The following is a 24,528-nucleotide window of genomic DNA, read 5'->3' on the forward strand; positions in this document are numbered from 1 at the left end:
CGCGCGGGCAAGCCTCATTGAAGCCGCCTCGGTGATAATGCCGATACAGTTGGTGACTCGGTGTCCGCTGCCATCACTCTGCGGCCCTCATTGAAGCCCCCCTCCGGCGACATCTGCAGGGCATGCTCAGCATCCGCGGCGTTATCACTGCAGGCCCCGTTGAAGCGCGAACGGCAGAATGAAGAGGACGTCACCAGATCGTTTCGACGTGTCCCCAGCGAGTAATGCGCTCATCTCTCGTAATGACGGGCACCTTCATTTCGAGCGCCGCTCCGACGATGAACCGGTCAGCCGGGTCCCCAGGAAATGCTCCGCCGAGTCCTGCTGCTCGAATTGCGGCCGCCGGTGTGAACGGCAGGAGCTCAATTTTCGGCCGCTCCAGCGCATGGCCAACCCACTTTGTAATATCGATGCTCAGCTTGAGTCGTCCGTTCTGCGCCAGCATCGCGACTTCCCAGCACGAAACCGGATGTACACCGATCGCGGGTGCGCGCTGAATCCTCCCCCTGGCTCGTCTGGAGAGTTGCGGATCCTCCGTCGCGTACCAGATCCACGCGTGGGTATCCAAAACAATCACGGCGCGCTGTCCCACTTCTCGTCGATCGGCGAGGTCAGATCACCCTGGTAAATGACGCTGCCCTTCAATGGATTCGTCTGCGCGGAGTCCTTGGGCGCGTAGGGACAAATCTCCACGACGGGCCTGCCATGCCGTGTGATCAGCAGCGGCTGGCGAGTCGCGCGCACCTCTTCTAGCAATGTCAGGCAGTGCGCCTTGAATTGAGTTGCGGGAACCGACTTTGGCGCTTTCATGGCACCTCGAGTGGGGCCAAAATATGGCCCATAAATTGTGGACAACTATTCTGAACCATCCCATACTGGGCGCGCAACTCGACGGAAGCGGCGCCTGGAGGTGCTGAGAACACCTGCCGGGCGCCTGACCACAGCCAACCCTACGAGGAAAGCTGACCATAGCTATTGAAGAGTGTACGACGCCCCGGATGGGCAAAGATGCGTCTATTCCCTCGCAGCCCTGCGAAACGCCCGAATCGCGCCGGCTGAAATCCGGGACTTCCGTCCCTACAAACGCTTACTACAAGGCAACGAGCCCGCGCCGATGCCTTCTCTGCACCCAGGTCGTGCACGGCGTTTCTCGCCGCGGGCTCATGGAGTGTCGTGTTCGCCGGGAGCGATCGCCTCTCCGCGTGAGACGACTTGGCTCGCAAATGCGATTGTAGAATCCGTCTAATTTGACAGTTGGCGTTTCTGCAGAAACGTGTGGGAAGATCGGTGCGAGATAAGCCGACGATCGAGCGGACGGAAGTGCTCGCAGCTGCGGCTTGAGAATTCCAAGATTTCACATCGCCTTCGGATGTACGAACTACGCATGTTCGAATCGGAATGACGATGATCCATTCGGACAGCGCCCGCATGTTCGTCGACATCGGAGAGGCCGATCATGTCGAAGCATCGTCGATGGTCACGTTACCATTGCCACGCCGAGTGACCTGTTCCACATTTTGGGGAAACGCGTAGGGCCGTCGCGACGGAATCGGGCGCGCGTGTCAGACTACCCGTCCGATTCTCCGCAGGCGCACGCATGGTCATTCACCTGGTCGATGGCACGTACGAGTTGTTTCGCCATTTCTATGGCTTGCGTCGCTTCAACAAGGGCCAGGACAAGCCGCTCGGCGCGGCCAACGGCGTGTTGCACACGGTGCTGGAGCTGATCGAGCAAGGAGCGACTCACATCGGCGTGGCGACCGACCACGTCATCGAGTCCTTCAGAAACCAGCTCTGGCCCGGCTACAAAACGGGCGACGGCATCGAGCCGGCACTGTGGGCGCAATTTCACCCGCTGGAGCGCGCATTGAAGGCGATGGGCGTGGTGTGCTGGCCGATGGTGGAGCTCGAAGCGGATGACGCGCTCGCCTCGGCGGCGCATCTGGCTGCTCAGGATGCGCGCGTTCAGAAGGTGTGCATCTGGACGCCGGACAAGGATCTCGCGCAATGTGTGCGTGACGAGCGGGTCGTGCAGATGGATCGGAAGAGCAAACAGATGCGCAACGCTCAGGCGGTCCACGAAAAATTCGGCGTGCCGCCGGCGCTGATTCCCGATTTCCTGGCATTGGTCGGCGACGCCGCGGATGGTTATCCGGGTCTCGAAGGCATCGGTAAGGTGAGCGCCGCCCGGATGGTCAACAAATTTGGCGCCATCGAAGAGTTCCCCGCCGGAACGCTGGGTGAGCGACTGGAACTTGCGTTGCTGTTCAAGCGGCTCGCGACGCTGCGCACCGACGCTCGCCTCTTCGACAGCGTCGACGCACTCGAATGGCGCGGGCCGACGCCGGAGTTCGTGGCCTACGCCGACCAGTCAGGCGATGCGCGCCTGTTGGACCGCTGTCGAAAGGCGGCAGCGAAGCTCGCGTCAGCGACCTGAGCTTCCTGCGACATACTGTCGAGCTTCCTTGACTTGCAGGCGCGGCGAATCGGGCGCCGCTATCTCGATCAATTCCGCATAGAACGCCTTCGCCCTGGCGGTATCGCCGATGTTTCGAGCCGACTGAGCAGCGCCCAGCAAACTGTTGAACCGCCGGGGATAGGACTTCAGCGAGCTTTGATAGGCGGCCAACGCTTGGGCGGGTTTGTCCTGCGCGATGTACAAGTCGCCTAGAAGCTCAAAGGCAGGCAGCGTCGGACCCGGCGTCACGGCATGTTTCGGAGTGACGCTCTCCAACTCCGCTGCCTCACGCATGATCTCGATGCTTCGCGCGTTCTGGCCTCGTTCGTACGACGACCAAGCCGTCAGTTCGAGCTGGAGCACTTTGATACTGCGTGCAAACAGCTCTTCGTTGGCCTTGCGAGCGACACCTTCCAACTCCGAGAGCCGCTTGATTGCCATTTGCGCTTCATCGTTCTTCCCGAGGTGCGCGGCGCCGAGGCCATGCGCGAACTGCGCGATGGCTTCTGCCCACATGAAACGATCCCAATCGAGGTAGGCGGGGGTGCGCGGCTGAATCTGCAACGCTTCGTCCCATGCACGCCGCTCCAGTGCAAAGCGCGCTTGTGTGGACGCCAGATGAAATGCGGTCTTGAACGTCGGCTCCATTCGTTGCGTCCGCCGCAGGCGACTCAGTTGCTCGGCGGCCTGTGCGTCCGCGCCCTGCTGCAAATACGCGTACATCAGATATTCGATGGCGTGCGCGAATTCATCCCAAACCAATTCGCCCTTCTCGCCCGCCGGATGCAGCAACGACGCTTCGGCGGCGCGCAGATTTCCTTTGATCGAGCCGTTCCAGTCGCCCAGCCGCGTATAGATATGAGTGGGCATGTGCAACGCATGCGGATTATTCGGCGCGATGGCGTCGTACTTTCGCGTGACGTCCAGCAACTCGCGCTCGCGACCGGGTACATCATTGGCGTGCACCAGATAATGCATGGCGCCTGGATGGTCTGGCTGCTTGTCATAAACCGCTAGCAGAATTTCCGCCGCCTTGTCTGCGTGCTCGCGAGAGCTGCTGCTCGCTGGTGTGGTCGCGAGATGCGAGAGCGCGTAGAACAGTGCCGCTTCGTCATCGCCTGACAACGCCTCGTAGGCTTGCTTTGATGCCGCTTCCCAACGACGAATGCGCACCCAATAATCCGGCGACTCGGGCTGCGTAAAGAATGCCTCGGCCGCGGCAATGAACTGTCGCTCGCGCGGACTCGCCTGCAAGCGCTTCGCTTTCTGCACCTCCTCCCAACCGCGCGCCAGTGCCGCCGCATTCGGCCGCGTCGGCCAGAGCGGCTGAAACAAAGTCATCGCCACGCCCCAATGCGCCATCGCGCACTCTGGCTGGATCTGGATGGTTTTTTCGAAAGCCTCCCGAGCTTGCGGGTAAGTCATGTGATGAAGCAGCGCCATCGCATGATTGAACTGCGCCTGCGCCGGCGCCGAGCACGAGACAGGAAATTCCACTTTCCCGAGCGCGTGACGGTCGTGCTCGGCAGTGAACGCCGGCGCTGCCGCCAGCACGGTAGTCAGCAACGCCAGTTGCACTCTGCTCATGGTCGCACCCATTGCTTCGTGACCGCACCAGCCTGGGCGCACCTCGGCCGAGTTGCAATCGTCCAATCGCTCCGCCCCCGAGACCTGACAAATGCGATCCGTTCGCATTTGACTTGACTAGTGACTGACCGCCAGTCATTATTTGCCGGCATGACACAGCATGACGTCAGTCAGTGGCCCCTGGTCGTCTCCATCATCGACGGTCGCAGGAAAGCAGAGGATCTGCGGGATGTCGCGGCCCGGTGGCGCGACTGGTTGTCATGGAACGAGCCGTTCGCGGCCCTGCAGATTTTTCCAGGCGGCGACACCGCCCTGCTCGCCGAGCGCGACCGGTGGTTGCATTGGTGGCTCGATGGGCAGCGGCGCGCCATCCGTTGCAATGTCATGGGCCTCGCGTCCGTCATCCCTGGCGCCTATTACGAGAAGATGCCTCAAATCAGTACACACTCCCTGTTGGGCGTGCCCGCCGCCACGTTCGGCTCGGTCAGCACCGCATTGTGCTGGCTCGAAGCACGCGCGTTCCGGCCGCACGAGCTCGTGATCAACCGCACGGCGATCGAAGCCAATCTCGCCGGTGTCGCATAGTGACGGCGCCAGCCCGAGCCCGGGGTCGGCCCCGTACCAAGCCAGCGGAGCTGCGTCGTGAAGAGTTGCTGGATGCAGCTCAACAGCTGTTCCTCGAAAAAGGCATCGGCGGCACCAGCATCGACGACATCGTCAGCGCCGCCGACGTCGCCAAAGGCACGTTCTACCTGTACTTTGCCTCCAAGGAAGCCATCCTCACCGCGCTCCAGGAGCGATTCGTCAACGACTTCTGCGCCCGTCTCGACGCCGCCATGGAGAAATGCGGCGCGAATCAATGGCGCGCCCGGTTGCAGGTGTGGGTGAAAACCATCGTCGAGGGCTATCTCGACCAGGTCGCCCTCCACGACGTGATCTTCCATGAAATCGAGCATTACGATCGCAAGGCCATGAGCGACAACCCGGCGATCGATCAGCTCACGAAAATGTTGAGCGAGGGTGCGAAGCACGGCGCGTGGAGCGCGGAGCAGCCCCGCTCCACTGCGATCATGTTGTTCCATGCATTCCACGGCGGCGTCGACGCCGCCATCGCCGACAACCCCAAGGTCAATCGCGCCCGCTTGATCCGCATGCTGACGACGTTCGTCGAGCGCTCGCTCGCCGTGCGTTAAGATGCGCGCCGTCTCCTCGCACACGGTTGTCCCATGAAGCATTGGAAGATCTGGTTGAGCCTGCTGGGTTGCTCGGTCGCGCCGGTCACGATGGCGCAGCAGTTCAGTGTCGCGGTCTACAGCCGGACCGGCACCTGGCATCACGAGTCGATTCTCGAAGCCGTCACCGCGATTCGCGGGCTGGGCAAGCTGCATCACTTCGAGGTGTTCTGGACGGAAGACCCCAATCGCCTGTTCAAGGACGAGATGCTCTCGAAGCATGCCGTCGTCATTTTCGCGAACACCACCGGCGACGTTCTCGACGACGAGCAGCAAGCGATCTTCCAACGCTACATTCGCAACGGCGGCGGCTTCGTCGGCGTGCACAGCGCGGCGGACACCGAGCATGACTGGCCCTGGTACAACAAGATGCTCGGCCATATGTTCGTCCGTCATCCGGCCATCCAGACCGCGACGATCAACGTCGAGAACCGGAATTTCCCGGGCATGGAGCGCTTCGCACCGCGCTTTTTGACCACCGAGGAATGGTACGAATTCGACGCCTCGCGCTCGCCGGGCCTGCATTATCTATTGTCGGTGGACGAGTCGACGTATCAGCCTTCGGAGCAGCGACGCGCGGAAGCGAAGACGGCGCCCTTCCATCCGATCAGCTGGTATCAAACCTATGACGGCGGCCGCGCCTTCTACACGGGGTTGGGACATCTGCCGGCGACCTACGCCGACCAGCAGTTCTTGCACCATCTCTACGGCGGCATCTATTGGGCAGCGACGGGCAAAGGTCTCAAGGCGCCTTGAGCCTGCGAACGCGGATCCCGAGCAACACCAGCGCGCCGCTGATCATCACCACGAGCGCGACGTAGCCGGCGTTCTGCGACTGCGCGTAAGTGATGCTGGAATAAAGCAGATAAGCGCAGGTCGCGACGAACACCAGCGGCAGCAGCGGATACCAGGGCACGCGAAACGGCCGAGGTTTTTCGGGATCTCGGCGCCGTAGCACCAGCAACGCTATGCCGCTCAGCATGAAAAAGAACCAGAACACCGGAGCGGTGAACTCCACCATGGTGGAGAAGCCATCCTTCTCGATCGCACCGAACACGATCAAGGCGAGTGCAATCGCGGCTTGAACGATGAAGCCGACGACGGGTGCGTGACGCTCGCCCTGCCATTGCCCCATGAAGCGCAGCACGGGCCAATCCTGGGCCACCGAGTAGTTGCTGCGCGCACCGACGAGCATGGTGGAGTTCATCGAGGTGAGCGCTGCGATGGCGACGATCACGCCGATCATCTGCCCGCCGACCGGTCCTAAAGCCCGCTCGATCACATCCACGCCGACTGCCTGGCTGGCCTTCAGCTGCTCGAAGCCGAGTCCGTGCAGCACGCCCATCACAAAGATCAGATAAGCCAGCGTGATGACGCCGATTGAAATCACCAGCGTACGTACGACCGAGCGAGGCCCGCCACGCACCTCCGCCGAAACGTACGCCGCCTCGTTCCAGCCGCCAAACGTCAGCAGCACGAACACCATCGCCAGGCCGAAAGCCCCTGAGCCTTCCGAAGCCGACGCGGTAGCGACAGGCGCCGCAGGTTCCAGCGTCATGCCTGCAATTGCGACCAGCAGCACGCCCGTGATCTCGAGCAACGTCAATGCGTTCTGCATTCGCGAGGAGCCGCGCAGCCCGATCAGATTGATGACGGTCAACACCATCACGGCCAGCGCCGCATACATCGCGGAGGAATACGGCCCAAGACTGAATAGCCGAGACAGATAATCGCCGAGAATGAAACCCAGCAAGGCGATCGAGCCGGTGCAAATCACCATGCTGCGCGCCCAGGCAAACAGGAAACTCACATTCCGGCCGTAGGCGCGCGTCAGAAACGTGTAATCGCCACCGGCGCTCGGATACGTCGTGGCCAATTCGGCATAGGTGAGCGCGCCCACTAGCGAAAGCACACCACCCAACACCCACGCCGTGAGCATCGCCGTGGGCGAGCCAGCGATGCCGGCCACGAGCGACGGCGTCTGGAAGATCCCGGCGCCGATCACGATGCCGACCGTAATCATGGTCGCATCGAAGACGCTCAGCGTCGGCGTTGGAACGCCGGGCTCCGGCCAGCGCGTCGTGATCTCCTGCGCGGCTCGATCGCGTTCAAAGGTCGTGCTCATGAGCTAACGACGGGTGCCGATGTAAGTGGAGCTCTTGTCGTTCCGAGTCACGTCCGCCTCGATCCGGTCTCCTGTCAGCTGGCCGACGACACGTGTGTGAACGTCGCCCTCCGAAAACATCATTTCGATGCGATTGCCCCGCATCTCGGCGTTGGTGATTTCCTCCTTGCCCTTGCCGGCGGTGCCGCTGAGCTTCTGGAAAGTCTGTGTGAGCTCCACATCGAAGCTGTCTTTGCCGCCCTGCTGTTTGAACGTCCACTTGCCGGCGACGTCGGCCGGAACGATCCACAGATAAGCGGCGCCATCGGTGGACACCGAGCTCTCATCCGGACGCCAGTCGTCCATGAGGAAGGAATGGGACACCACGCGCGTGCCCGGCCTCATTTTCAAAAGCGTGGGGCGCAGACGCATGTTCAGCTCGGGCAAGAGATACAGCGTGACCACGCTCGCCTTGCTGAAATCCGTCTCGAAGATATCGCCCTGGATCACGTTGACCTTCTCGGTGACGCCTTCGGCGCGCACCATACATTGCGCCAGCTGAGCCATGTCCGGGTTGTATTCGACGCCCACCGCGCGAGCGCCGAACTGCTTGGCCGCCGCGATGGCAATCTTGCCGTCGCCCGCGCCCAGGTCATACACGAGGTCGTTCTTGCCGACTTTGGCCATCTCCAGCATGCGCGTGACCAACGCATCGTTGGTGGGCACCCACACCACGTCCTTGCCGGGTTGCCCGGTGCTGGGCTTGAATGATTTTTCGCACTGGTCCCGCGCGCTTTGCGGACTCGGGGTCGGGTTGCTCTGTGCCTGGACGGTGACTCCACCGATCAACAGCAGTCCCAAGCCGCAGGCGCGCGCCCACGACTGCAAGCGATGTCGCTTCGACACTGGCATGGCTCTCCTCCCCTAGCGAGCTAATTGGATCTAACGCAGCGTTCGATAAGAAAGTTCACCGACAGTCACGTCAACGATCGACCATTGTGGCGCACGGATTGCGCATCCGTCGGCAGCTCACGCTCTCAGTACTTTGCGCAGCCCGGGCAAAACCAGGAACCGACCAGGCACACAGGCGTCCTTGTACGCCAGCCCTCAGCCCTTCCGGTCCTGGGAGATCTGTATGCCCGCCCTCACCGTCAATGGCAAATCCCATTCCGTGGATGTTGCCCCCGACACACCACTGTTATGGGCCCTCCGAGATGTCATAGGACTCACCGGCACAAAGTTCGGCTGTGGAGTTGCCGCCTGCGGAGCGTGCACGGTGCACGTCGACGGTCAGCCGACGCGCTCGTGCGTCACTCCAGTTCAGGCAGTGGCGGGCAAGAAGATCGTGACGATCGAGGCCATCGAGCAGGATCCGGTCGGCCGGCGGGTGCAGGCGGCCTGGCGTGACCTGGACGTGGTTCAGTGTGGCTACTGCCAGTCGGGACAGATCATGGCGGCCACCGCCTTGCTCACCGCCAAGCCCCGCCCCTCCGATGCGGACCTCGATGCAGCCATGACCGGCAATATTTGCCGCTGCGGCACCTATGGACGGATTCGTGCAGCCATCAAGCGTGCGGCGGAGAAAACAACATGAACGAGCAATTGACGGCGTCACGCCGCAAGTTTCTGCAAGCCGGCGGCGGCCTGCTGCTCGGCTTCACGTTACCGGGCTTCGGCGCAGAAACACCGAAACGTAACGAGAAGCCGCCGGAAGCCGCGGTCGGACATGCGACTCGAAACATGACGCAGGAGTCCTCGGGACTTGCGCCGAACGCGTTCATTCGTATCGATCGCGCCGGTGAGGTCACGCTCATCATTCATAAAGTGGAAATGGGCCAAGGCACGTTCACTTCCTTGCCGATGCTGCTGGCCGAAGAGCTCGAAGTCGATCTGGCAAAGGTGAAGCTCGAACAGGCTCCGGCCGACAACAAACGTTATGGCGATCCATTGCTGGGCGGTCAGGTGACAGGCGGCAGTACCTCGATACGGGCCACCTGGAAGCCGCTGCGACAAGCGGGCGCGACCGCGCGAACCATGCTGGTCACGGCAGCGGCGCAACAATGGAAGGTCGATCCGTCCACATGCGTGGCTCGCAATGGCGTGATCACGCATCAAGCAAGCGGCCGCGCCCTCAACTACGGCGACGTCGTGGATGCCGCGGCGAAGCTGCCGGCGCCCAAGGAAGTCGCGCTCAAACAACCCAAGGACTTCAAACTCATCGGCAAGCCCCTCAAACGTCTCGACTCGGCCGACAAGGTCAATGGCCGCACTGTCTTCGGCATCGATGTGAGATTGCCGAACATGAGCGTCGCGAGCGTGGCCATCTCGCCCGTGCCTGGCGGCAAGTTGCAATCGGCCGATGACAAGAAGGCGCTCGCCGTCAAAGGCGTGCGACAGGTCATCAAGCTCGACCACGCGGTGGCGGTGCTCGCCGATCACATGGGCGCTGCCAAACAGGGACTCGCGGCAGCGGCGCCGACATGGAACGATGGCAGCAACGCGACCATGACTACGCAGAGTCTGGTTGCAGGGCTGCGCACCGCCTCGGACAAACAAGGCGCGGTGGCTCGTAACGATGGCAAAGCGCTCGACGCGATCGCCCGCGCGCCTCGCAAGATCGAGGCTGTTTATGAGATGCCCTATCTCGCGCACGCCACCATGGAGCCGATGAATTGCACCGTCGATCTGCGCGGCGGCATGTGCGAGTTGTGGGTGGGCACGCAAGTGCCCGCGTTGGCGCAAGGCATCGCGGCGAAGCTCACCGGTTTGCCACTGGATAAAGTGCGAGTTCACAACCATTACCTGGGCGGCGGCTTCGGTCGACGGCTCGAAGTGGACTTCGTCGGCCTCGCGGTGGAATTCGCCAAACAGGCGCGCGGCCCGGTGAAATTCATCTATTCGCGCGAGGAAGACATCCAGCACGACATGTACCGGCCCTATTATCTCGATCGGATCTCGGCGGGGCTCGACGAGAAATCCAATCCGGTGGCCTGGTTCCATCGCATCACCGGCTCCTCCATCATGGCCCGCTTCGCGCCCGCGGCCGTGCAGAATGGCATCGACGGCGATGCCATCGAAGGCGCCAAAGACCAACCTTATGCAATCCCCAACGTGCGCGTGGAGTACGTGCGCCATGAGTCGCCGGTGGCGACCGCGTTCTGGCGCGGCGTGGGTGCGACTCACAACATCTGGGTCGTTGAAAGTTTCATCGACGAACTGGCGGCCGCGGCCAAGCAGGATCCGCTCGCTTATCGACAGCGGCTGTTGCAGAACACTCCTCGGATGCGCACCGTGCTCGATCTCGCGGCGGAAAAAGCTGGATGGTCGCGGCCCCTTCGCGCCATGGAAGGCAAGCGCGTGGGCCGAGGTATCTCCGTGCAGTTTGCCTTCGGTAGTTACATGAGCCAGGTGGCGGAAGTTTCAGTCGGACCGGACGGCGAGGTTCGGGTCCATCGCGTGGTGTGCGCTCTCGACTGCGGGCAGGTGGTCAATCCGGACACCGTGGTCGCGCAGATCGAAAGCGGCGTGAACTTCGGCCTCACCGCCGCCCTGTGGAACGAAATCACCTTCGACAAGGGCCGCGTGCAGCAGAACAACTTCACCGACTATCGCATGATGCGGATCAACGAGGCGCCGGTTATCGAAGTGCACATCGTCAAGAGCAGCGATGCTCCCGGCGGCATCGGCGAGCCCGGCACATCGGCCATCGCGCCGGCGTTGACCAACGCGATCTTCGCCGCGACCGGCAAGCGGCTCCGCAAGTTGCCCGTGACGGCGACGTCGCTGAAGGCTTAATGGCCTTCAGTCCATGCTCGTGAAAACAGACGGCGCGCGTTGCCTTGGTAGATCTTGTCGATTACGTCACGAGGCAACGATAGTCCGCGGAATGCCGTGGCGAACTCCGTCGATTGCATCGTGTCTGCACTGGTGAGGAAACGCCAGTCATCGAGCCAGGTATCGTGCGCCTGAGCGGCGCAGGCGCTGTCTTCCTGCGGCCCCTGGCACGCGATGTCAGTCGCGTACAGAATCCGATCCTGGAATTCGAGAAAGAAACGTCGCACCTTGTCGCGATCCAGACTGGCCTGCAGCTGCACGTGCGGCAGGCGGGCTGCGAGGTCCACCGAGGCGTTCGGGTAGCGCCGGAGGAAATCCGCCACGCGATCGAGGTTCCATTCGAGCGAGGCCAGGTGGACGCCGACGAAGCGCAGCTTCGGATGGCGATCGAGCATGCGATCGCGCGCGGCGATCTGCTGCTCGTAGGTCGGCCATTCCGAATGCGAGAACATGTGGTAGTGCGGATGGGCGGTGAAATATTCGCGATCGCCGCGAATGGTCATCTCGGGAATCGGAAGCCAGGCATTACGCGGCTCGCCCAGGTGGCCGAGGACGACGACGCCTCGCTTTTCGAGCATCCCAAAGATGGGCGTGAAGCGAGGATCATCGATCATCACCGCGCGACCATCGCCGTCACGCTGCTGCATGCCGATGTCCTTCCACACCTTCACGGCTACCGCGCCTGCATCGAGTGCGCCAGCCAACTGCCTCTCCACCTTGCGCTCCCAGCCCGGCTGTTCGCTGCCACCGGCATCGAAGGTCGTAGCGAACGCCACACGATGCGGGTGCGCGCGAACGAACGCCAAGGCATCGCTCCGCTGCTGAGCGAGTGGCGGGAAGTCGGCGTAGTTCACGTTGATCGTCAGCAGCCGGATGTTGTCCTCGGCGGCGCGTGACATGAACGTCGGCAGGGTTCCGTGCAAATGGACGTGAGCGTCGATCTTCTCGACGCGGACGAAATCGTCACTTCGATAGGGAGGTTGTTCGGCGCTGAGGGCTGCCGTCGGCATGGCCATGCCGAGGACGCTTACCGCAGCCCAAAGCTGCGCTGATCTCAAGCTGCCGAGCATTGCTCTCTCAGGGTATTCAAAGCCGTGTCATCGAGCGGCTGACCCGCGAGTTGTGCCGCATACAGCGCCGCGCCGAATTCAGGCGAGTACAAGGGCGATCGATACTCGAACCCGAGATTCGCATGCTCGAGCGCGGAACGGAATGCATCGCAGGTGAGTGCGGCTCCATTGAACACGCCGCCACTGTGAGACACCGGAATGCTCGTGCCGGAAGGAATCGACAACGAGCGTCGGACCGCGGCCACGCAGTCGACCAGCTCTCTTGCCGCCCTCTCGAAAATTGCGGCCGCCTGCGTATCGCCTGCTTTCGCTGCCTCGTGAACCAGCACAGCGAACTGGGCGAACACGCTACGCACGCTGCCCGACTCGCCGTAGATTCGAGCGCACAGATCGAGATCGATGGAGATGCCGAAGCGAGCACGCACGAGCTCATACAACGGGCCTCGCTGCGTGCGCCCATCGCTCATGCGCGAGAACAGATTCAATCCCTCGCGGGCGATCCAATACGCAGAGCCTTCATCGCCGATGATCTCGCCCCAGCCCCCTGCCCGCGCCTCGCGCCCGGCGTATTGGCCGTAGGCGATGGAGCCCGTGCCTGCGATCACGCTGATGCCATTCTTGCATCCCAGTGAGCCGGCCCAGCTGCACACCGTATCGTTGCCGCAGCGATAGCGCGTCGCATCGAGCAAGGAGGATGGCATGGCATCCATGGCAGGCGTCGTCGCGCTGTCCTCGCCGTACGAGGGCAAGCCGACGAAAGCAAATGTCACATTCGCAGGCGCACAGGCTGCTTTCGCCAACGTCGTGCCGATGCCGCCAATCAACAGTTCCGTGGCTCGCGCGAAGCCTTCGGACAAGTGGCTGACGCTGGGACCGACATGCCGGGCGCGAATGCGGCCGGCGATATCGATCAAAGCATACGCAGTCTTGGTGCCGCCGCCGTCAACGCCGAGGAACATGATCGCGCAGCCCCGGCCAAGGATGGATGTTCACTCCCTGAACCACTCGATTGACCACGCCTGCGGCGTTCGGACGGTCGGGGGTCAAGCCAAGCGCGAGTGACTGCAGCAGCGCATAGGTCTGGCCGACGACGATGTGCACGAGTGCGAGCTCGAGGTCGCCAGCATCGCGCATGCCTTCATAGATCAAGTTGTCGCCCTCCGGCAGGCCTTCCTGCCTCGCACCGAGCGCCAGGATAGCGCCAGCGCGCCCGTCACGCCGCAACTCGGCGAGTAGCTCCAGATCATAAGCGCGCGTGTAGGCGTCGTTCGAGAGCATCACCACCGCGAGCGTCCGGTCGTTGATCACCGTCTTGGGGCCATGCCGGAAGCCGAGCGTCGATTCCGCAAGCGCCACGACTCGTCCGTCGGTCAGCTCCAGCAGCTTGAGCGCGGCCTCCGATGCCAGACCTCGCAGCTCATTGCTTCCGAGATACACCACACGCTGAAACTCGCGCCCCACCAGGCGCTGAGCCAGCGGCCATGCTTGCATCAACACAGTGTTCGCACAAGCGGCCACGGCCTGGACACCTTCCGGACGCACCACGCCGAAGGCCAGCGCGGCGGTCAGCAGCATGGAAGTGAAGCTCGAGGTCATTGCGAAGCTTCGATCGTGAGTCACTTCCGGCAGCACGATGGAGACCGCGCTTCGTAATCCCGGCGCACGCCTGGCAAGCTCACCCTCTACGTTGCACGTGATGATCAAATGATGGACGTCGCCCAACGCGCGCTCCGCAAAATCCACCGCGGCCACGCTCTCCGGGCTGTTGCCCGAACGCGCGAAGGAAACCAGCAACGTAGGCACTTCACGCTGCAATCGCAGATGCGGCCCGCTGACGAGGTCCGTCGTGGCAATGGATTCGACGCGACGATGCAACTTCGCGGACAACGCCGGCACGAGACAATCGCCAATGAACGAGGACGTACCCGCGCCGCTCAGCACGATCCGCAAATCGCCCTTCGCCAGCAGCGGCGCCAGAAAACGATCGAGCTGCGCGCGGTGCGCAGCCACCAGCCGCTCGATCTGCGGCCATACGGACGGCTGCTGCGCGATTTCGCGTGCCGTCCATTCGGCGCCGCGGGCTTGCAACTCTGCGTGCCCGACGCCGGGAAAATCAGTCGCCATTGACCTTTACTCCTGGGGACCTGGTACGCCGCATGCGCGCATATAAGGACGCAGCGCCACGGCGATACCTTCATTGAGCAACTCGTCGACGTTGGCCTGCAGGCGGCCGTCTCGAACTGCCTCGTATTGATGGGGCATGAACTGGCTCAACAGCGTGAGCGGCAGCGAGACATTGCGCAGTCTCGAAAGCAACGACTCATACGCTCGTTTCACTCGCGGATGCGGCCAGTAATAACGGATGCGATCGCTCAGACTGAACTGTAGATCGAGCGTTTCGCGGTCGCTGTCGTGATAGTAGTTGCGCCAGTAGCGCGGATCGCTGCGCATGACTTCGATAGCGGTGGTACGCAGATCTTCCTGCGCGGCTCCACCGGGCAGTTCGTGCGCGACGGCAGCCAGCGCCCACAGCGTCTCGCGCAGTGCATACGTTGCACCTGGGCCCACTTTCAGGATGGCGAAGTGATCGCGCACCAGCGCCTGAAGGTTCGGCGCGGTCTGATAGTCCGTCGAGTGCGCCTCGAAGATGAATTGGCTGTCGCGCGAGATGAACGTGCTCAGAGCCTGCGCCTTGTGAGGTCGATAGTCGATCACCTTGTGATGATCGAACTCGACGCCCGGCTGGACCACGAGCGCGATGACTCGCGACCACGCACTGTCCAGGCCGATATCGGCAAACGCCGATTGATGAGCCTGGATTGTTGCGCGGGCCGCGTCCGGGCTCGTGACTGCCAGCTCTCCGAGCGACTCCGTCGCCCCACCGGGCACGGGCACTTCCGTGCCGATGACATAGACCGGCGGCTCGCCCCCCACCTCACGCCATGTATTCTCAGCAACGGCGCACAGGCGCGCGGCTCGACGGGCAATGAGCGCTTCGGGCAGAGGGTGCGGATCGCCACCACAGGCCATGGAACAATCGAGATGAATCTTCCGGAAGCCGGCGGCGACATACTGCCGAATCATCTCGGCGGACTTCGCCAGCGCCACATCGGCAGGCTCATGCTGCCAGGCATTGGGCCCGAGATGATCGCCGCCCAGCCACAACTTTTCCTCACCGAAACCCGCGTCACGCGCGATCTGGAGCACGAAGCGACGGAAGTCCGCAGGCGTCATCCCTGTATAACCGCCGAATTGATTCACCTGATTCGACGTGGCCTCCACGAGCAGCGGCGCATCGCAGGCAGCCGCCTCTCGCATGGCGCTTTCAATAACCCGCGGATGCGCCGAGCACAAGGAGTAAACACCGGCCTGCTCTCCCCGCTTGTGTCGCGCCACGATATCGAGCAACGTTTTCATCGCTGCGACGACTCCTCGGGCTGGACGGCAAGCAGCAGCGCCGCGGTCAAGGCCAGCGCGATGCCGGCGATCTTGTAAGGCCCGGGCATCGCGCCTGCGAGCAACAGCGACAACAGCGCGGTCAACAACGGCGCGCCGGCATTCACTAGCGGAGACACGATGATGGCCTTGCCGTAACGGAATGCGAACACGAGTGTGAGCGCACCAACAGCGTTCAACAGCTGAATGGCCGCGGCCAGGCCGGGCCCGTCCAGGGAATAATTGATGGGCTGCGAGAAATCCGTCATGGCCAGCGCCACGGGACTCAACAGCAGACCGCTCAACATCATGTAGAAGAAGATGCTCGCGGCATCCATGCTGGCGTTGGCCAGTTTGATCACATACGCCTGCACACCCCACGCCGCCAGAATGAGCAGCGCCATGGCGAACCAGCCGCCGTAGCCCGTGGGCTCACCGCCGGCGCGATAGTCAAACAGTGGCAGCGACAGCAGTGCGAGCAAGATACCCAGCACGCCTAGCGTGCCAGTGCGTTCTCTCAACAGCGCGAACGACAGGCCGATCGTCAATGCCGGAGACAGAGAGATGATCGGAAAGATGAGATACGGCGGCCCGATGCGTACCGCATGAAACAACAGCAGCTGCCCGCCCGCGCCCAGCAAGCCGATGCTCAGCCCCAAGGCGATCGAGCGACGATCCCGCTGCAACGGTTGGCCGCTGCGGCTCAGGACGAAAATCGCGGGCGGGATCATCGTCAGCGACCAGACGACGTAGTTCAAGGTTTCGGGCACGCCGTTGGCGCTCGGCAGTCCGGCCAAAGCGCCCCACACCCCCCAGAGGAGTAGCGTGGTCACGGCGTAAAGCAACCATGCCTTCATTGCGCGGACCCAGACTGAGCCGCATCGAGGACCGAGCGCCCGTTGGCGCTGGTCGCCAGCTGACGGATGCGGAATACGCGAGCTTCGTGACTCTGCACTTCGGCAGTGAACGGAATGTCGTACGTGCCGAGATCTTGATGCCGCCAGAGGTCACGGATGCTGTAGCGATCCATGGGCGCTTGCAGATCGGCGCGCGGGCTGAACGTCATGGTCGCCGTGGCGGCGCCTCGGTTGAGCAACAGCACCGCATGGCTGCCATCCGCCAGCTCCTTGGCGAACACTTCCAGATCGCCGTCGTCACGCACTTTGCGAGCGACGTTGCCGGCGGGATCCTGGTTGAGCGCAATGATTTCCTTGTTGGTGAGTGTCTCCAACGAGAAGGCGTCGAGCTTGCGCACGTCCGCGCCCACCAGCATGGGCGATGACACCATGGCCCACAGGCTGAAGTGCGTTCGATATTCCGTGTTGGATGCGCCAGTGCCGACCAGCTGTTTGCTCTTGCCGTCGAGGCCGACGATCAGCATGTCATAGTCGTTCCAGTGTCCGGGGCCGGAGTACTTCTCGAGGCCCACGCCGCGATCCAGCTGATCGAGCACGTCGAAGTAATATTGCTCGCGGTTGCCGGGATAGTTGAAATCATCGGAGATGTCCTGGCCGATGCGCCAGTGATTGACGCCGAGATCGGCCGCCCACTCCCAGATGTCGCCCCAGCCGCAATGACAGGCATGCAGCACGATGCCGCGCTTCTGCGCCATCAGCGCGTTCGACATGGTACGGAAGATCTTCTGCAGCTCCTCCTTGGGCGCTTCACGATGCGAGCAGCAGCTGTCGTACTTCAGATGATCCACGCCCCAGCTGGCCAACATCCGTGCATCCTCTGCTTCGTGACCTTCACTGCCGGTGTAGCCCGCGCAGGTGGTCTGTCCCGGCCCCGAGTACATGCCGAGCTTCATGCCCTTCTGATGCGCGTAGTCAGCGAGATAGCTGATGCCGCGTGGAAATTTCTTCGGATCGTATTCGAGCGGATGATCCCGCCGCTGACCCTTGTAACGCTGCCAGCCGTCATCCAGATTCACAAATATATAACCGGCATCGCGCATGCCGTTCGCGACCAGGGCGTCGATGGTCTCGATGACCAACTGCTCATTGATGTCATCGCCGAAGTTGTTCCAGCTGCTCCACCCCACCGGCGGCGTCTGCGCCAGGCCGTTGCTGCGTGGGGCCGGCTGTGCCGCCGGCGATGCCGAAGCAAACGCCAGCGAGCTGACGGCGAGCAGCCATGCCAAGACGACGGGGCGACGCTGCGAATGATCGATCACGATAGCTCCTCTTTAGAATTTGGCGCTGGCGCCCAGCAGGTACGAGCGGCCCCAGGTCTCGAAGCCACCCTCGTTGCTCAGCATGTCGCTGCGGCCATCGAGATAGGAGACGTAGTACTCATCGAGCAGGTTGCGGCCTTCCAGCGACACGCTCACTGCTTCGGTGATCTTGTAAGCCACCGAGGCGGTCACCCACGTGATGGGCTCGGCCTTTTGCGACATGTCGGCCACCGCGTCGCTGAGCTCGGTGTACTCGCCGCTGTAGTCAGCCGCGAGCTGGGCATCCCAACGATCGTTCTCGAACAACAGCGCCACCGAATAGGCGGATTCGGAAACATTCTCGAGCGGCCCCACGTGCACACCGCCGACATAAGATTTGGTATCGGTGTACGTGTAGTTGGCGCGCACGCCGAAGCCATTGTCAAAGAAGTGCTGCAATCCCAGCTCGACGCCGAGCACCTTTGCCTTGTCGCCATTGATGGGGCGGCTGATGTCGTAGAGCACGGGCGCTTCGCCCGCCCCACCGATGTTGCCCACCACGCCGATGTCGACGTTCTCTTCCAGCTGCGTCGTGATGAAGCCGCTGATGTCTTTCCAGAACAGCGCGCCGCTCAACACCGACTTGTCGGCGAAGTACCATTCGGCCGACAGATCCGCTTGATCCGCCTCCACCGGCTGCAGATTGGCGTTGCCGTCGTAGATGACCGCATAGGTGCGATCCAACGTGTTGTCGATGCGGGTCGGCGCGAGTTGATTGAGCGAAGGTCGCGCCATCACTTTGGCCGCGGCCACACGCAGCAACAGATCGTCACGCAGCCAGTAACCGACGTTGAGCGATGGCAGGAATTTGTCGTAACTGCCCTTCTGGGTCAGCGGCTCGGCCGGGCTGTAGGTGACATCGGGGCTCGACGTGGGGATCTCCGGCGTCGGATCGTTGACGAACACGATGCTGTCGACGGCGGTCCTGGCGGTCGTATCGGTCGACACCCAGCGCACGCCGGCGCTCGCGAACCATGCATCGCCCCGGAAGTTCGCATTCAAGTACAGCGCGATCGTTTCCTCTTCCACGTCGTACGACTGGACAGGATTGAACGCCGCCGCGGTACGCGAGGCATCGTAGACTTCGCCGGTCGGATCGCCGTGCTCATCGAGAATCGGCTGCCCGTCGAGCGCTCGCAGCGCATTCAGATAGGCGTTCGCGTCGAATGAAACGAAGCGACGTGGAAAGTTGCCACCGGCATTGCGCATGAAGTTCGGCAGCGACACGGGGCGAACCACGTTGGCGCCGAGGCTTTCGAAAGTCGTGTCGTACATGTTGCAGTACTGGCACGAGCCGCCGTTGGTGTCGTTCTCGAAAGTATTGCGCACCTTGGTGCGCTCGGTGCCGGCGGCGCCGAACTGCAGCGATTGCAGAGTCGCGAAGTCGAGCTGCATGTCACCGGCCACGGAGAAACCGGTGACTTCGTCGGTCACATCCGTACCCGACAGTCCGATGTAATGCAGACCGTAATCGGCGTTGCCGAGCGCGCCGGCGCCCAGGGCCGTCGCAAGGTCACGCCCGTCTTCGAGCGTGACGCTGATGTTCGGCATGCCGCCGCGATTCATATCGACGCGGCCGGTATGACTGCCCGCGATGCCCGAGACCATCCAGGTGTTCTTGCCGCCGGAATCCCGCTCCGCTTTCGAACGGTACGCATCGAACGTGAACTTCAAGCTGTCGGTCGTCTCCCAGACCGCATTCCAGCCGATCTGCGTGGTGTCCACCACACGATGCTCGCTGATCGTGGAAATCTCCGGCACCAGCTCCGCGATGCTCATGCCCGTAACCCAGTGATCGCGAATGCTTACGTCGCTCCAGCGATGCAACCCCGCATCCTCATCGAGGATGGAATCCTCGACGTAGTACGACTGGTGATAGCCGATCGTCGGCGCGTCGAGGCGCGTCAACATGCCGTCCACCGCCATCTGGAAGCTGTCGTTGACCTGCCATTGCCACACGGCGGTGACGCCGCTGCGCTTTCTGTCCTGGATGCGCGTGCCGAAACTGGTACAGCACAGTCCCAGCAGCTCGGTCTCGGTATCGGAAATCACGCCGTCGCCGTTGGCGTCGAACTCGCCCGGCGAGTCCGACGTGATATAGAACTCGTGCACGGCGTCCGAGCGCACCTCGGTGTCCTGATACACGGCGGTGAGCATGACGCCCATGGTGTCCTCGGCGAAGGTGTCGCTGAGAACGGCGCTGACTTTGTAGCCTGTATTTTCGGAAAGATCGTTGTAGTCGCCTTCGACGGACAGCGACGTGCGCAGGCCAGGCCGATCCAGCGGCCGCGCCGAGCTCAGATTGATCAAGCCGCCAATGCTGCCTTCGAGGTTCACGGCGTTGGCCGACTTGAAAACATCCGCGCCGGAGATCACCTCGGACGGCAACACGTCGAACGCAAACTCTCGTCCATCGCCATCGGTCGCGAGGATGCGGCCGTTCAACGTCACGATGCTGAACTCGGGACCGAGACCGCGGACGTTGACGTACTGCCCTTCACCACCGCGGGTTCGTTGCAGCGTGATGCCGGTGATGTGAGACAGAGAGTCGGCGACGTTGTCGTCCGGAAATCTTCCCAGATCCTCGGCGACGATCGAGTCCTGCACGACTTGTGCTTCACGCTTGCGACCGAGGGACTGAGCGAGCGCAGCTCGCGTTCCGGTCACCACGATCTCTTCGAGCTGCCCTGTCGAGGGCTCCTCGTTCGTATCTTGAGCCAGCGCCGAAGCGCCGAGCGTGACGCCGAGGACGGCAAGAGAGACGGCTTTATATGTGTAAGACATTGGACATCCCCGCAGGCTTTTTGGCCAGGCGCGGTCATCCTATGCGACGGAAATCGAAAGTACAAGAAACTTTCGTTTACTTTCGTTTTCGATTGGAACGCAAGAATAGATGGGTTATGCTTTCACTCGGATTGAAACGAAAGTAGAACCGCAACCATGGCCAAGCTCAAAAACAGCCCTCGCGCCGGCCACGGCGCAGTGTCGATGGAAGAGCGCCGGCGACGCATTCGCTCGCTCATCGAAACCAATACCCAAGGAACTGTGGCCGAGCTCGCCGAGAATTTCGGCGTTTCCGCTGTCACCATTCGTACGGATCTGTCGGCGCTCGAACAGATGGGCGTCGTCGTGCGCACGCATGGCGGCGCATTGCCACGGGGCGACAGCGACGAGCTGCCGATCAACGTCAAACAGACATTGCATCGCGCGGAGAAAGTGAGAATCGCCGCGGCGGCGGCTGAAATGATTCGCGATGGCGAAACCGTGATCCTGGACTCCGGCACCACCACCGCCGAAATCGCCAAGCAGATCCGGACGCTGAAACTCGCATCCATCAACGTCATCACGAACGCGCTCAACATCGCCGTGCTGCTCGCGAACTCATCGCACGTGAACGTGATCATTCCCGGCGGCGTACTGCGCCAGAAGTCTTTTTCTCTTTCGGGCCCGCAAGCCGAGCAGGCGCTGAGCACGTTGCACGCGGACGTATTGTTTCTAGGCGTGGACAGCCTCGATCCGCAGATCGGCTTGATGACGCCGTACGTGCTGGAAGCTCAGTTGAACGCGCAGATGATCCGCATCTCGCAGCGCGTCGTCGCCGTCACGGATTCGTCCAAGCTGTTGCGACGGAATCTGTCGGTGATTGCGCCGGTGGATCAGATGGATGTATTGATCACTGACAGCGCCGCGGATCCTGCGTGCATCGAGGCCATCCGAGCGCAAGGCGTCGACGTACGCCTGGTGTGATCGAATCAGGTCCGATCAAAACAGCTGCACGATCCCAAACACGATCAGCACTGGGATCGCGATCATCAGTGCCACCAGCAGCGCCAGCAGCAGGAAGAAGCCCACCACGAACAGGCGACTACCGCGTCGACTGCCGACCGGATCCAACTGATATCGCGCCAGCAGCGCCAGATTGCGGCTGTTCGCTTTGAAAGCGGCGTCGAACAGATCGCCCGCGAACGGAATGGCGCCGATGAGCGTCTCGATCATCACATTGCTCATCATGCGGATCAGGACGCTGCGCGGCGCGCCCATGCTCCGCGCTTCATTGATGATGTAAGCGGAGATCAGCGCACCCACCGCGTCACCGACGCCAGGCACGAGACCGATGAGCGCGTCGATGCCGATGCGAAACCCGCCGGGCAGCGGGATGGAGTTGTCCATCAGCCAGGCGATCGTGCGCAGACGGCGGGTACGCTCGGCGCTGTCGGCGCTGCCGTTGGGATGGATCACGGTGCCGGTGACGGTTCTCATCCCTGTTGGAACGCGCTCCGCTTGTCTTGGTTCCGAGCCCGGCTAAGCCGCCGCGGCATCATCCTTCGTTTCGGGCGCGGCCGGCGCGAGCGACAGCGCTTCGGTTGGCTGCACGCGGCCGTTGAGCTTGATGTTCAGGCGCAGCTCGTTCGCGGAATCGGCGTTCTTGATGGCTTCGTCGAAGGTGATCGCCCCTTCGTTGTACAGCTCGAACAGCGAGGCGTCGAAGGTGCGCATGCCCAGTTCCTGAGACTTGGCCATGATGGCTTTGATCTCGTGGAATTCGCCTTTGAGCAGTTTGTCCGAGACGATCGGCGTGTTCAGCAGAATCTCCACCGCCGCGCGACGCCCCTTGCCATCGGCGGTGCGCACCAGGCGCTGAGAAATGATCGCCCGCAGATTGCTGGAAAGATCCATCAGCAGTTGTTTGCGCCGGTCCTCGGAGAAGAAGTTGATGATGCGATCGAGCGTCTGATTGGCGCTGTTCGAGTGCAGCGTGCCGAGGCACAGATGCCCGGTCTCCGCGAACGTGATGGCGTGCTCCATCGTTTCCGTATCGCGGATTTCGCCGATCAGAATCACGTCCGGCGCCTGCCGCAGCGTGTTCTTGAGCGCGTTGTGCCAGGAGTGCGTATCGATGCCGACTTCGCGATGCGTAATCAGCGACTGCCGCGACTGATGCACGAACTCCACCGGATCTTCGACCGTGACGATGTGGCCGGCGGAGGTGCGATTGCGATGATCGATCATCGCCGCAAGCGACGTGGACTTGCCCGAGCCCGTCGCGCCCACCACCAGCACCAGGCCGCGCTTGGTCATGATGATGTCCTTGAGCGTGTCGGGCAGGCCGAGCTTGGCCAGATCAGGAATGTCGTTGGCGATGGTGCGGATCACCATGCCCACGTTCTGCTGTTGAACGAATACGTTGACGCGAAAGCGAGCCACGCCAGGCACGGAGATGGCGAAGTTGCATTCCAGATCGCGGGCGAACTCTTCGCGCTGGCGCTCGTTCATCAACGAGTGCGCCAGGGCCCGCGTCACTTCGCCGGTGAGCTTCTGCTGCGTCATGGGCTTCATCGCGCCCTGCAGCTTCATGGACGGCGGAAAGTCCTTGGAGACGAACAGATCCGAGCCGCCCGCCTGGCTCATGGCCGTCAACAGCTTGACGATGTACGACTTGGCTTGTTCTTCCGTCAGCGCGCCCATCGGTCTTTCCTGCCTGCATCCTTCGCAAACGCCGGATGCTAGCCAACTGGCGCGGAAAAAGATGACGGATGGTTCTCGTTATCCGGCCGCGAGGGGCGCCCTCGCGGCCGGCAATCTCGAATGAGATGCGACGGGACGATTACGACGGCTTGGCTTGCGAGGGCTGAGCGCCGCCGCGCGCGCGAGTCAGCGAGCCGAGCAGGCCCCAGTTGTGCAACGACTGCAGATGGAAATGCAGCAACGGCAGCCAGCCGCGTTTGTGCAGCTCGAGCACCTGCGAGTCTTCCAGCACGCGCAGGCGCTCCGGATTGATCAGCCGGAATCCACGCAAGGTGAACGTCTGACCGGCGCCGAGATCGGCGCGAGCCATGCGATCTTCCAGCATGTTGTTCTTGTCCAGCCACTCGCCGAAACGGCGCGTGTCCACATAGTGCTGCTGGAAGGTCTCGTTGAACTGCAGCGCGCGCTGCAAGGCTTCAGTCGGCTTGCCGTCGGCGAACAGCGGTCGCGAGGACGTGGCTTCGTAACAGTCCGCGCCCTCGTCGATGCACAACACCAGGCGCTGAGTCTCCGGCACCTCGGAGAAGATGAACGGATAACGACGAACATACGCCGGGATATAGCAGTCCTCACGCCAGGCGCCCTGCGCGTCCACGAACAGATTCTCGTGTTCACGCAAACCCACGACAGCGAACGGCACGGTCGGCGTGCTAGTCGAGAACACGATCGGATAGGTGCGCGCGGCATACGCCATCTCGGTCGACGTGAGCGGCAGCGCATTGGTGCCGGCGGCAAAAAGGAAATCGCTCTGCGGCTTCAGCCCGGCTGCCGCATGACGCTGCGGCTCGAGGGGCATCGGGTTCTTATAGAACATCGGCAGAGGAGCAGGCCCGGCGGCGGGCGCGGCAGCGGCGTCAGTCATGTGCGTTCCGTTTCGTTGAAGGCGCGCGATTTTGTCACCGCAACCCCGCGCGCGGCAACGCTAAATTGTTGACGGTGGCGTCGTCGTTCCAGCCACGCCGGAACTGTGCTCCACGTCATGGACACGCGCTTCTGAAGCGAGCCTCCGCCCATCGGGAGTCGCGAACTGCCGATATTCATAGTCTCGCGCTGTCATGGCCGAGAAA

The 24,528-nt window shown here is 62.3% G+C and carries 22 protein-coding genes; 7 read left to right on the forward strand and 15 right to left on the reverse strand.

From position 1 onward, the window contains the following. Positions 1–190: 190 nt before the first annotated feature. Positions 191–592, reverse strand: a complete 402-nt coding sequence (locus tag VGD45_RS32010; RefSeq protein ID WP_331159483.1) for a type II toxin-antitoxin system VapC family toxin — start codon at positions 590–592, stop codon at positions 191–193. After that, a complete protein-coding gene (locus VGD45_RS32015; protein ID WP_331159484.1) occupies positions 574–810 on the reverse strand; it encodes a type II toxin-antitoxin system Phd/YefM family antitoxin in 237 nt (78 codons plus the stop codon). The genes VGD45_RS32010 and VGD45_RS32015 overlap by 19 nt, the downstream gene beginning before the upstream one ends. 787 nt (positions 811–1,597) lie before the next feature. On the opposite strand from VGD45_RS32015, the gene VGD45_RS32020 reads away from it, so the two are divergent. Continuing rightward, entirely contained in the window at positions 1,598–2,437 is an 840-nt protein-coding gene (locus tag VGD45_RS32020; protein ID WP_331159485.1) for a 5'-3' exonuclease, read from the forward strand. Here VGD45_RS32020 and VGD45_RS32025 read toward each other — a convergent pair. Continuing rightward, positions 2,426–4,045: a tetratricopeptide repeat protein gene (locus VGD45_RS32025; RefSeq protein ID WP_331159486.1), complete on the reverse strand. Its 1,620-nt coding sequence runs from the start codon at positions 4,043–4,045 to the stop codon at positions 2,426–2,428. The two genes, VGD45_RS32020 and VGD45_RS32025, sit on opposite strands and share 12 nt — an antisense overlap. Positions 4,046–4,195: 150 nt before the next feature. On the opposite strand from VGD45_RS32025, the gene VGD45_RS32030 reads away from it, so the two are divergent. The 3 genes from VGD45_RS32030 to VGD45_RS32040 are packed head-to-tail and all read left to right on the forward strand — an operon-like array spanning position 4,196 to position 6,033. Continuing rightward, positions 4,196–4,630 carry a hypothetical protein gene (locus VGD45_RS32030; RefSeq protein WP_331159487.1) on the forward strand — a complete coding sequence of 145 codons (435 nt, stop codon included), beginning with the start codon at positions 4,196–4,198 and terminating at the stop codon, positions 4,628–4,630. After that, entirely contained in the window at positions 4,630–5,238 is a 609-nt protein-coding gene (locus VGD45_RS32035) for a TetR/AcrR family transcriptional regulator (protein ID WP_331159488.1), read from the forward strand. The genes VGD45_RS32030 and VGD45_RS32035 overlap by 1 nt, the downstream gene beginning before the upstream one ends. A gap of 33 nt (positions 5,239–5,271) precedes the next feature. Next, positions 5,272–6,033, forward strand: a complete 762-nt coding sequence (locus tag VGD45_RS32040) for a ThuA domain-containing protein (protein ID WP_331159489.1) — start codon at positions 5,272–5,274, stop codon at positions 6,031–6,033. Here VGD45_RS32040 and VGD45_RS32045 read toward each other — a convergent pair. Continuing rightward, the gene (locus VGD45_RS32045; protein ID WP_331159490.1) at positions 6,020–7,402 is read right to left on the reverse strand and encodes an APC family permease; all 1,383 of its coding nucleotides are present in this window, start codon (positions 7,400–7,402) and stop codon (positions 6,020–6,022) included. The two genes, VGD45_RS32040 and VGD45_RS32045, sit on opposite strands and share 14 nt — an antisense overlap. Before the next feature lie 3 nt (positions 7,403–7,405). Next, on the reverse strand, positions 7,406–8,293 hold the full coding sequence (locus VGD45_RS32050) for a class I SAM-dependent methyltransferase (protein ID WP_331159491.1): 888 nt from the start codon (positions 8,291–8,293) through the stop codon (positions 7,406–7,408). A gap of 223 nt (positions 8,294–8,516) precedes the next feature. Between VGD45_RS32050 and VGD45_RS32055 the strand changes: the two genes are divergently transcribed. Both VGD45_RS32055 and VGD45_RS32060 read left to right on the forward strand, forming a co-directional pair. Continuing rightward, positions 8,517–8,975, forward strand: coding sequence for a (2Fe-2S)-binding protein (locus VGD45_RS32055; RefSeq protein ID WP_331159492.1), 459 nt, complete (start codon positions 8,517–8,519; stop codon positions 8,973–8,975). Further along, positions 8,972–11,176, forward strand: coding sequence for a xanthine dehydrogenase family protein molybdopterin-binding subunit (locus VGD45_RS32060; RefSeq protein WP_331159493.1), 2,205 nt, complete (start codon positions 8,972–8,974; stop codon positions 11,174–11,176). The genes VGD45_RS32055 and VGD45_RS32060 overlap by 4 nt, the downstream gene beginning before the upstream one ends. On the opposite strand, the gene VGD45_RS32065 is transcribed toward VGD45_RS32060, so the two are convergent. Genes VGD45_RS32065 through VGD45_RS32095 form a run of 7 tightly spaced genes read right to left on the reverse strand, consistent with a single transcriptional unit; the run spans position 11,173 to position 20,719 of the window. Continuing rightward, a complete protein-coding gene (locus tag VGD45_RS32065) occupies positions 11,173–12,225 on the reverse strand; it encodes an amidohydrolase family protein (protein ID WP_331159494.1) in 1,053 nt (350 codons plus the stop codon). The genes VGD45_RS32060 and VGD45_RS32065 overlap by 4 nt on opposite strands. 44 nt (positions 12,226–12,269) lie before the next feature. Further along, positions 12,270–13,244, reverse strand: coding sequence for an N-acetylglucosamine kinase (locus tag VGD45_RS32070; protein ID WP_331159495.1), 975 nt, complete (start codon positions 13,242–13,244; stop codon positions 12,270–12,272). Further along, a complete protein-coding gene (locus tag VGD45_RS32075) occupies positions 13,228–14,409 on the reverse strand; it encodes an SIS domain-containing protein (protein WP_331159496.1) in 1,182 nt (393 codons plus the stop codon). Before VGD45_RS32075 ends, VGD45_RS32070 begins: the two co-directional genes overlap by 17 nt. 6 nt (positions 14,410–14,415) lie before the next feature. Beyond that, positions 14,416–15,702, reverse strand: a complete 1,287-nt coding sequence (locus tag VGD45_RS32080) for a D-tagatose-bisphosphate aldolase, class II, non-catalytic subunit (RefSeq protein ID WP_331159497.1) — start codon at positions 15,700–15,702, stop codon at positions 14,416–14,418. Then, on the reverse strand, positions 15,699–16,577 hold the full coding sequence (locus tag VGD45_RS32085) for an EamA family transporter (protein WP_331159498.1): 879 nt from the start codon (positions 16,575–16,577) through the stop codon (positions 15,699–15,701). The genes VGD45_RS32080 and VGD45_RS32085 overlap by 4 nt, the downstream gene beginning before the upstream one ends. Further along, positions 16,574–17,896 carry a glycoside hydrolase family 27 protein gene (locus VGD45_RS32090; protein ID WP_331159499.1) on the reverse strand — a complete coding sequence of 441 codons (1,323 nt, stop codon included), beginning with the start codon at positions 17,894–17,896 and terminating at the stop codon, positions 16,574–16,576. The genes VGD45_RS32085 and VGD45_RS32090 overlap by 4 nt, the downstream gene beginning before the upstream one ends. A 12-nt stretch (positions 17,897–17,908) precedes the next feature. Continuing rightward, positions 17,909–20,719: a TonB-dependent receptor gene (locus tag VGD45_RS32095; RefSeq protein ID WP_331159500.1), complete on the reverse strand. Its 2,811-nt coding sequence runs from the start codon at positions 20,717–20,719 to the stop codon at positions 17,909–17,911. 156 nt (positions 20,720–20,875) lie between these two features. Between VGD45_RS32095 and VGD45_RS32100 the strand changes: the two genes are divergently transcribed. Then, positions 20,876–21,682, forward strand: a complete 807-nt coding sequence (locus tag VGD45_RS32100; RefSeq protein ID WP_331159501.1) for a DeoR/GlpR family DNA-binding transcription regulator — start codon at positions 20,876–20,878, stop codon at positions 21,680–21,682. A gap of 15 nt (positions 21,683–21,697) precedes the next feature. On the opposite strand, the gene VGD45_RS32105 is transcribed toward VGD45_RS32100, so the two are convergent. From VGD45_RS32105 to VGD45_RS32115, 3 genes are all read right to left on the reverse strand, one after another. Continuing rightward, entirely contained in the window at positions 21,698–22,195 is a 498-nt protein-coding gene (locus VGD45_RS32105; protein WP_331159502.1) for a DUF4112 domain-containing protein, read from the reverse strand. Positions 22,196–22,237: 42 nt separating this feature from the next. Further along, the gene (locus tag VGD45_RS32110) at positions 22,238–23,401 is read right to left on the reverse strand and encodes a PilT/PilU family type 4a pilus ATPase (protein WP_331159503.1); all 1,164 of its coding nucleotides are present in this window, start codon (positions 23,399–23,401) and stop codon (positions 22,238–22,240) included. Between the two features lie 139 nt (positions 23,402–23,540). Continuing rightward, complete coding sequence (locus VGD45_RS32115) at positions 23,541–24,323, reverse strand: SapC family protein (RefSeq protein WP_331159504.1); 783 nt, start codon at positions 24,321–24,323, stop codon at positions 23,541–23,543. Positions 24,324–24,528: the final 205 nt, after the last annotated feature.

It is taken from the genome of Steroidobacter sp. (assembly GCF_036402275.1).
Taxonomy (GTDB): domain Bacteria; phylum Pseudomonadota; class Gammaproteobacteria; order Steroidobacterales; family Steroidobacteraceae; genus Steroidobacter.

What these genes read in the sequence shown, in the direction of transcription:
- VGD45_RS32015 (WP_331159484.1), bottom strand. Translation starts at nt 810, where the DNA reads ATGAAAGCGCCAAAGTCGGTTCCCGCAACTCAATTCAAGGCGCACTGC.
- VGD45_RS32020 (WP_331159485.1), top strand. Translation starts at nt 1,598, where the DNA reads ATGGTCATTCACCTGGTCGATGGCACGTACGAGTTGTTTCGCCATTTC.
- VGD45_RS32025 (WP_331159486.1), bottom strand. Translation starts at nt 4,045, where the DNA reads ATGAGCAGAGTGCAACTGGCGTTGCTGACTACCGTGCTGGCGGCAGCG.
- VGD45_RS32030 (WP_331159487.1), top strand. Translation starts at nt 4,196, where the DNA reads ATGACACAGCATGACGTCAGTCAGTGGCCCCTGGTCGTCTCCATCATC.
- VGD45_RS32040 (WP_331159489.1), top strand. Translation starts at nt 5,272, where the DNA reads ATGAAGCATTGGAAGATCTGGTTGAGCCTGCTGGGTTGCTCGGTCGCG.
- VGD45_RS32045 (WP_331159490.1), bottom strand. Translation starts at nt 7,402, where the DNA reads ATGAGCACGACCTTTGAACGCGATCGAGCCGCGCAGGAGATCACGACG.
- VGD45_RS32050 (WP_331159491.1), bottom strand. Translation starts at nt 8,293, where the DNA reads ATGCCAGTGTCGAAGCGACATCGCTTGCAGTCGTGGGCGCGCGCCTGC.
- VGD45_RS32055 (WP_331159492.1), top strand. Translation starts at nt 8,517, where the DNA reads ATGCCCGCCCTCACCGTCAATGGCAAATCCCATTCCGTGGATGTTGCC.
- VGD45_RS32060 (WP_331159493.1), top strand. Translation starts at nt 8,972, where the DNA reads ATGAACGAGCAATTGACGGCGTCACGCCGCAAGTTTCTGCAAGCCGGC.
- VGD45_RS32065 (WP_331159494.1), bottom strand. Translation starts at nt 12,225, where the DNA reads ATGCCGACGGCAGCCCTCAGCGCCGAACAACCTCCCTATCGAAGTGAC.
- VGD45_RS32070 (WP_331159495.1), bottom strand. Translation starts at nt 13,244, where the DNA reads ATGTTCCTCGGCGTTGACGGCGGCGGCACCAAGACTGCGTATGCTTTG.
- VGD45_RS32075 (WP_331159496.1), bottom strand. Translation starts at nt 14,409, where the DNA reads ATGGCGACTGATTTTCCCGGCGTCGGGCACGCAGAGTTGCAAGCCCGC.
- VGD45_RS32080 (WP_331159497.1), bottom strand. Translation starts at nt 15,702, where the DNA reads ATGAAAACGTTGCTCGATATCGTGGCGCGACACAAGCGGGGAGAGCAG.
- VGD45_RS32085 (WP_331159498.1), bottom strand. Translation starts at nt 16,577, where the DNA reads ATGAAGGCATGGTTGCTTTACGCCGTGACCACGCTACTCCTCTGGGGG.
- VGD45_RS32095 (WP_331159500.1), bottom strand. Translation starts at nt 20,719, where the DNA reads ATGTCTTACACATATAAAGCCGTCTCTCTTGCCGTCCTCGGCGTCACG.
- VGD45_RS32100 (WP_331159501.1), top strand. Translation starts at nt 20,876, where the DNA reads ATGGCCAAGCTCAAAAACAGCCCTCGCGCCGGCCACGGCGCAGTGTCG.
- VGD45_RS32105 (WP_331159502.1), bottom strand. Translation starts at nt 22,195, where the DNA reads ATGAGAACCGTCACCGGCACCGTGATCCATCCCAACGGCAGCGCCGAC.
- VGD45_RS32110 (WP_331159503.1), bottom strand. Translation starts at nt 23,401, where the DNA reads ATGGGCGCGCTGACGGAAGAACAAGCCAAGTCGTACATCGTCAAGCTG.
- VGD45_RS32115 (WP_331159504.1), bottom strand. Translation starts at nt 24,323, where the DNA reads ATGACTGACGCCGCTGCCGCGCCCGCCGCCGGGCCTGCTCCTCTGCCG.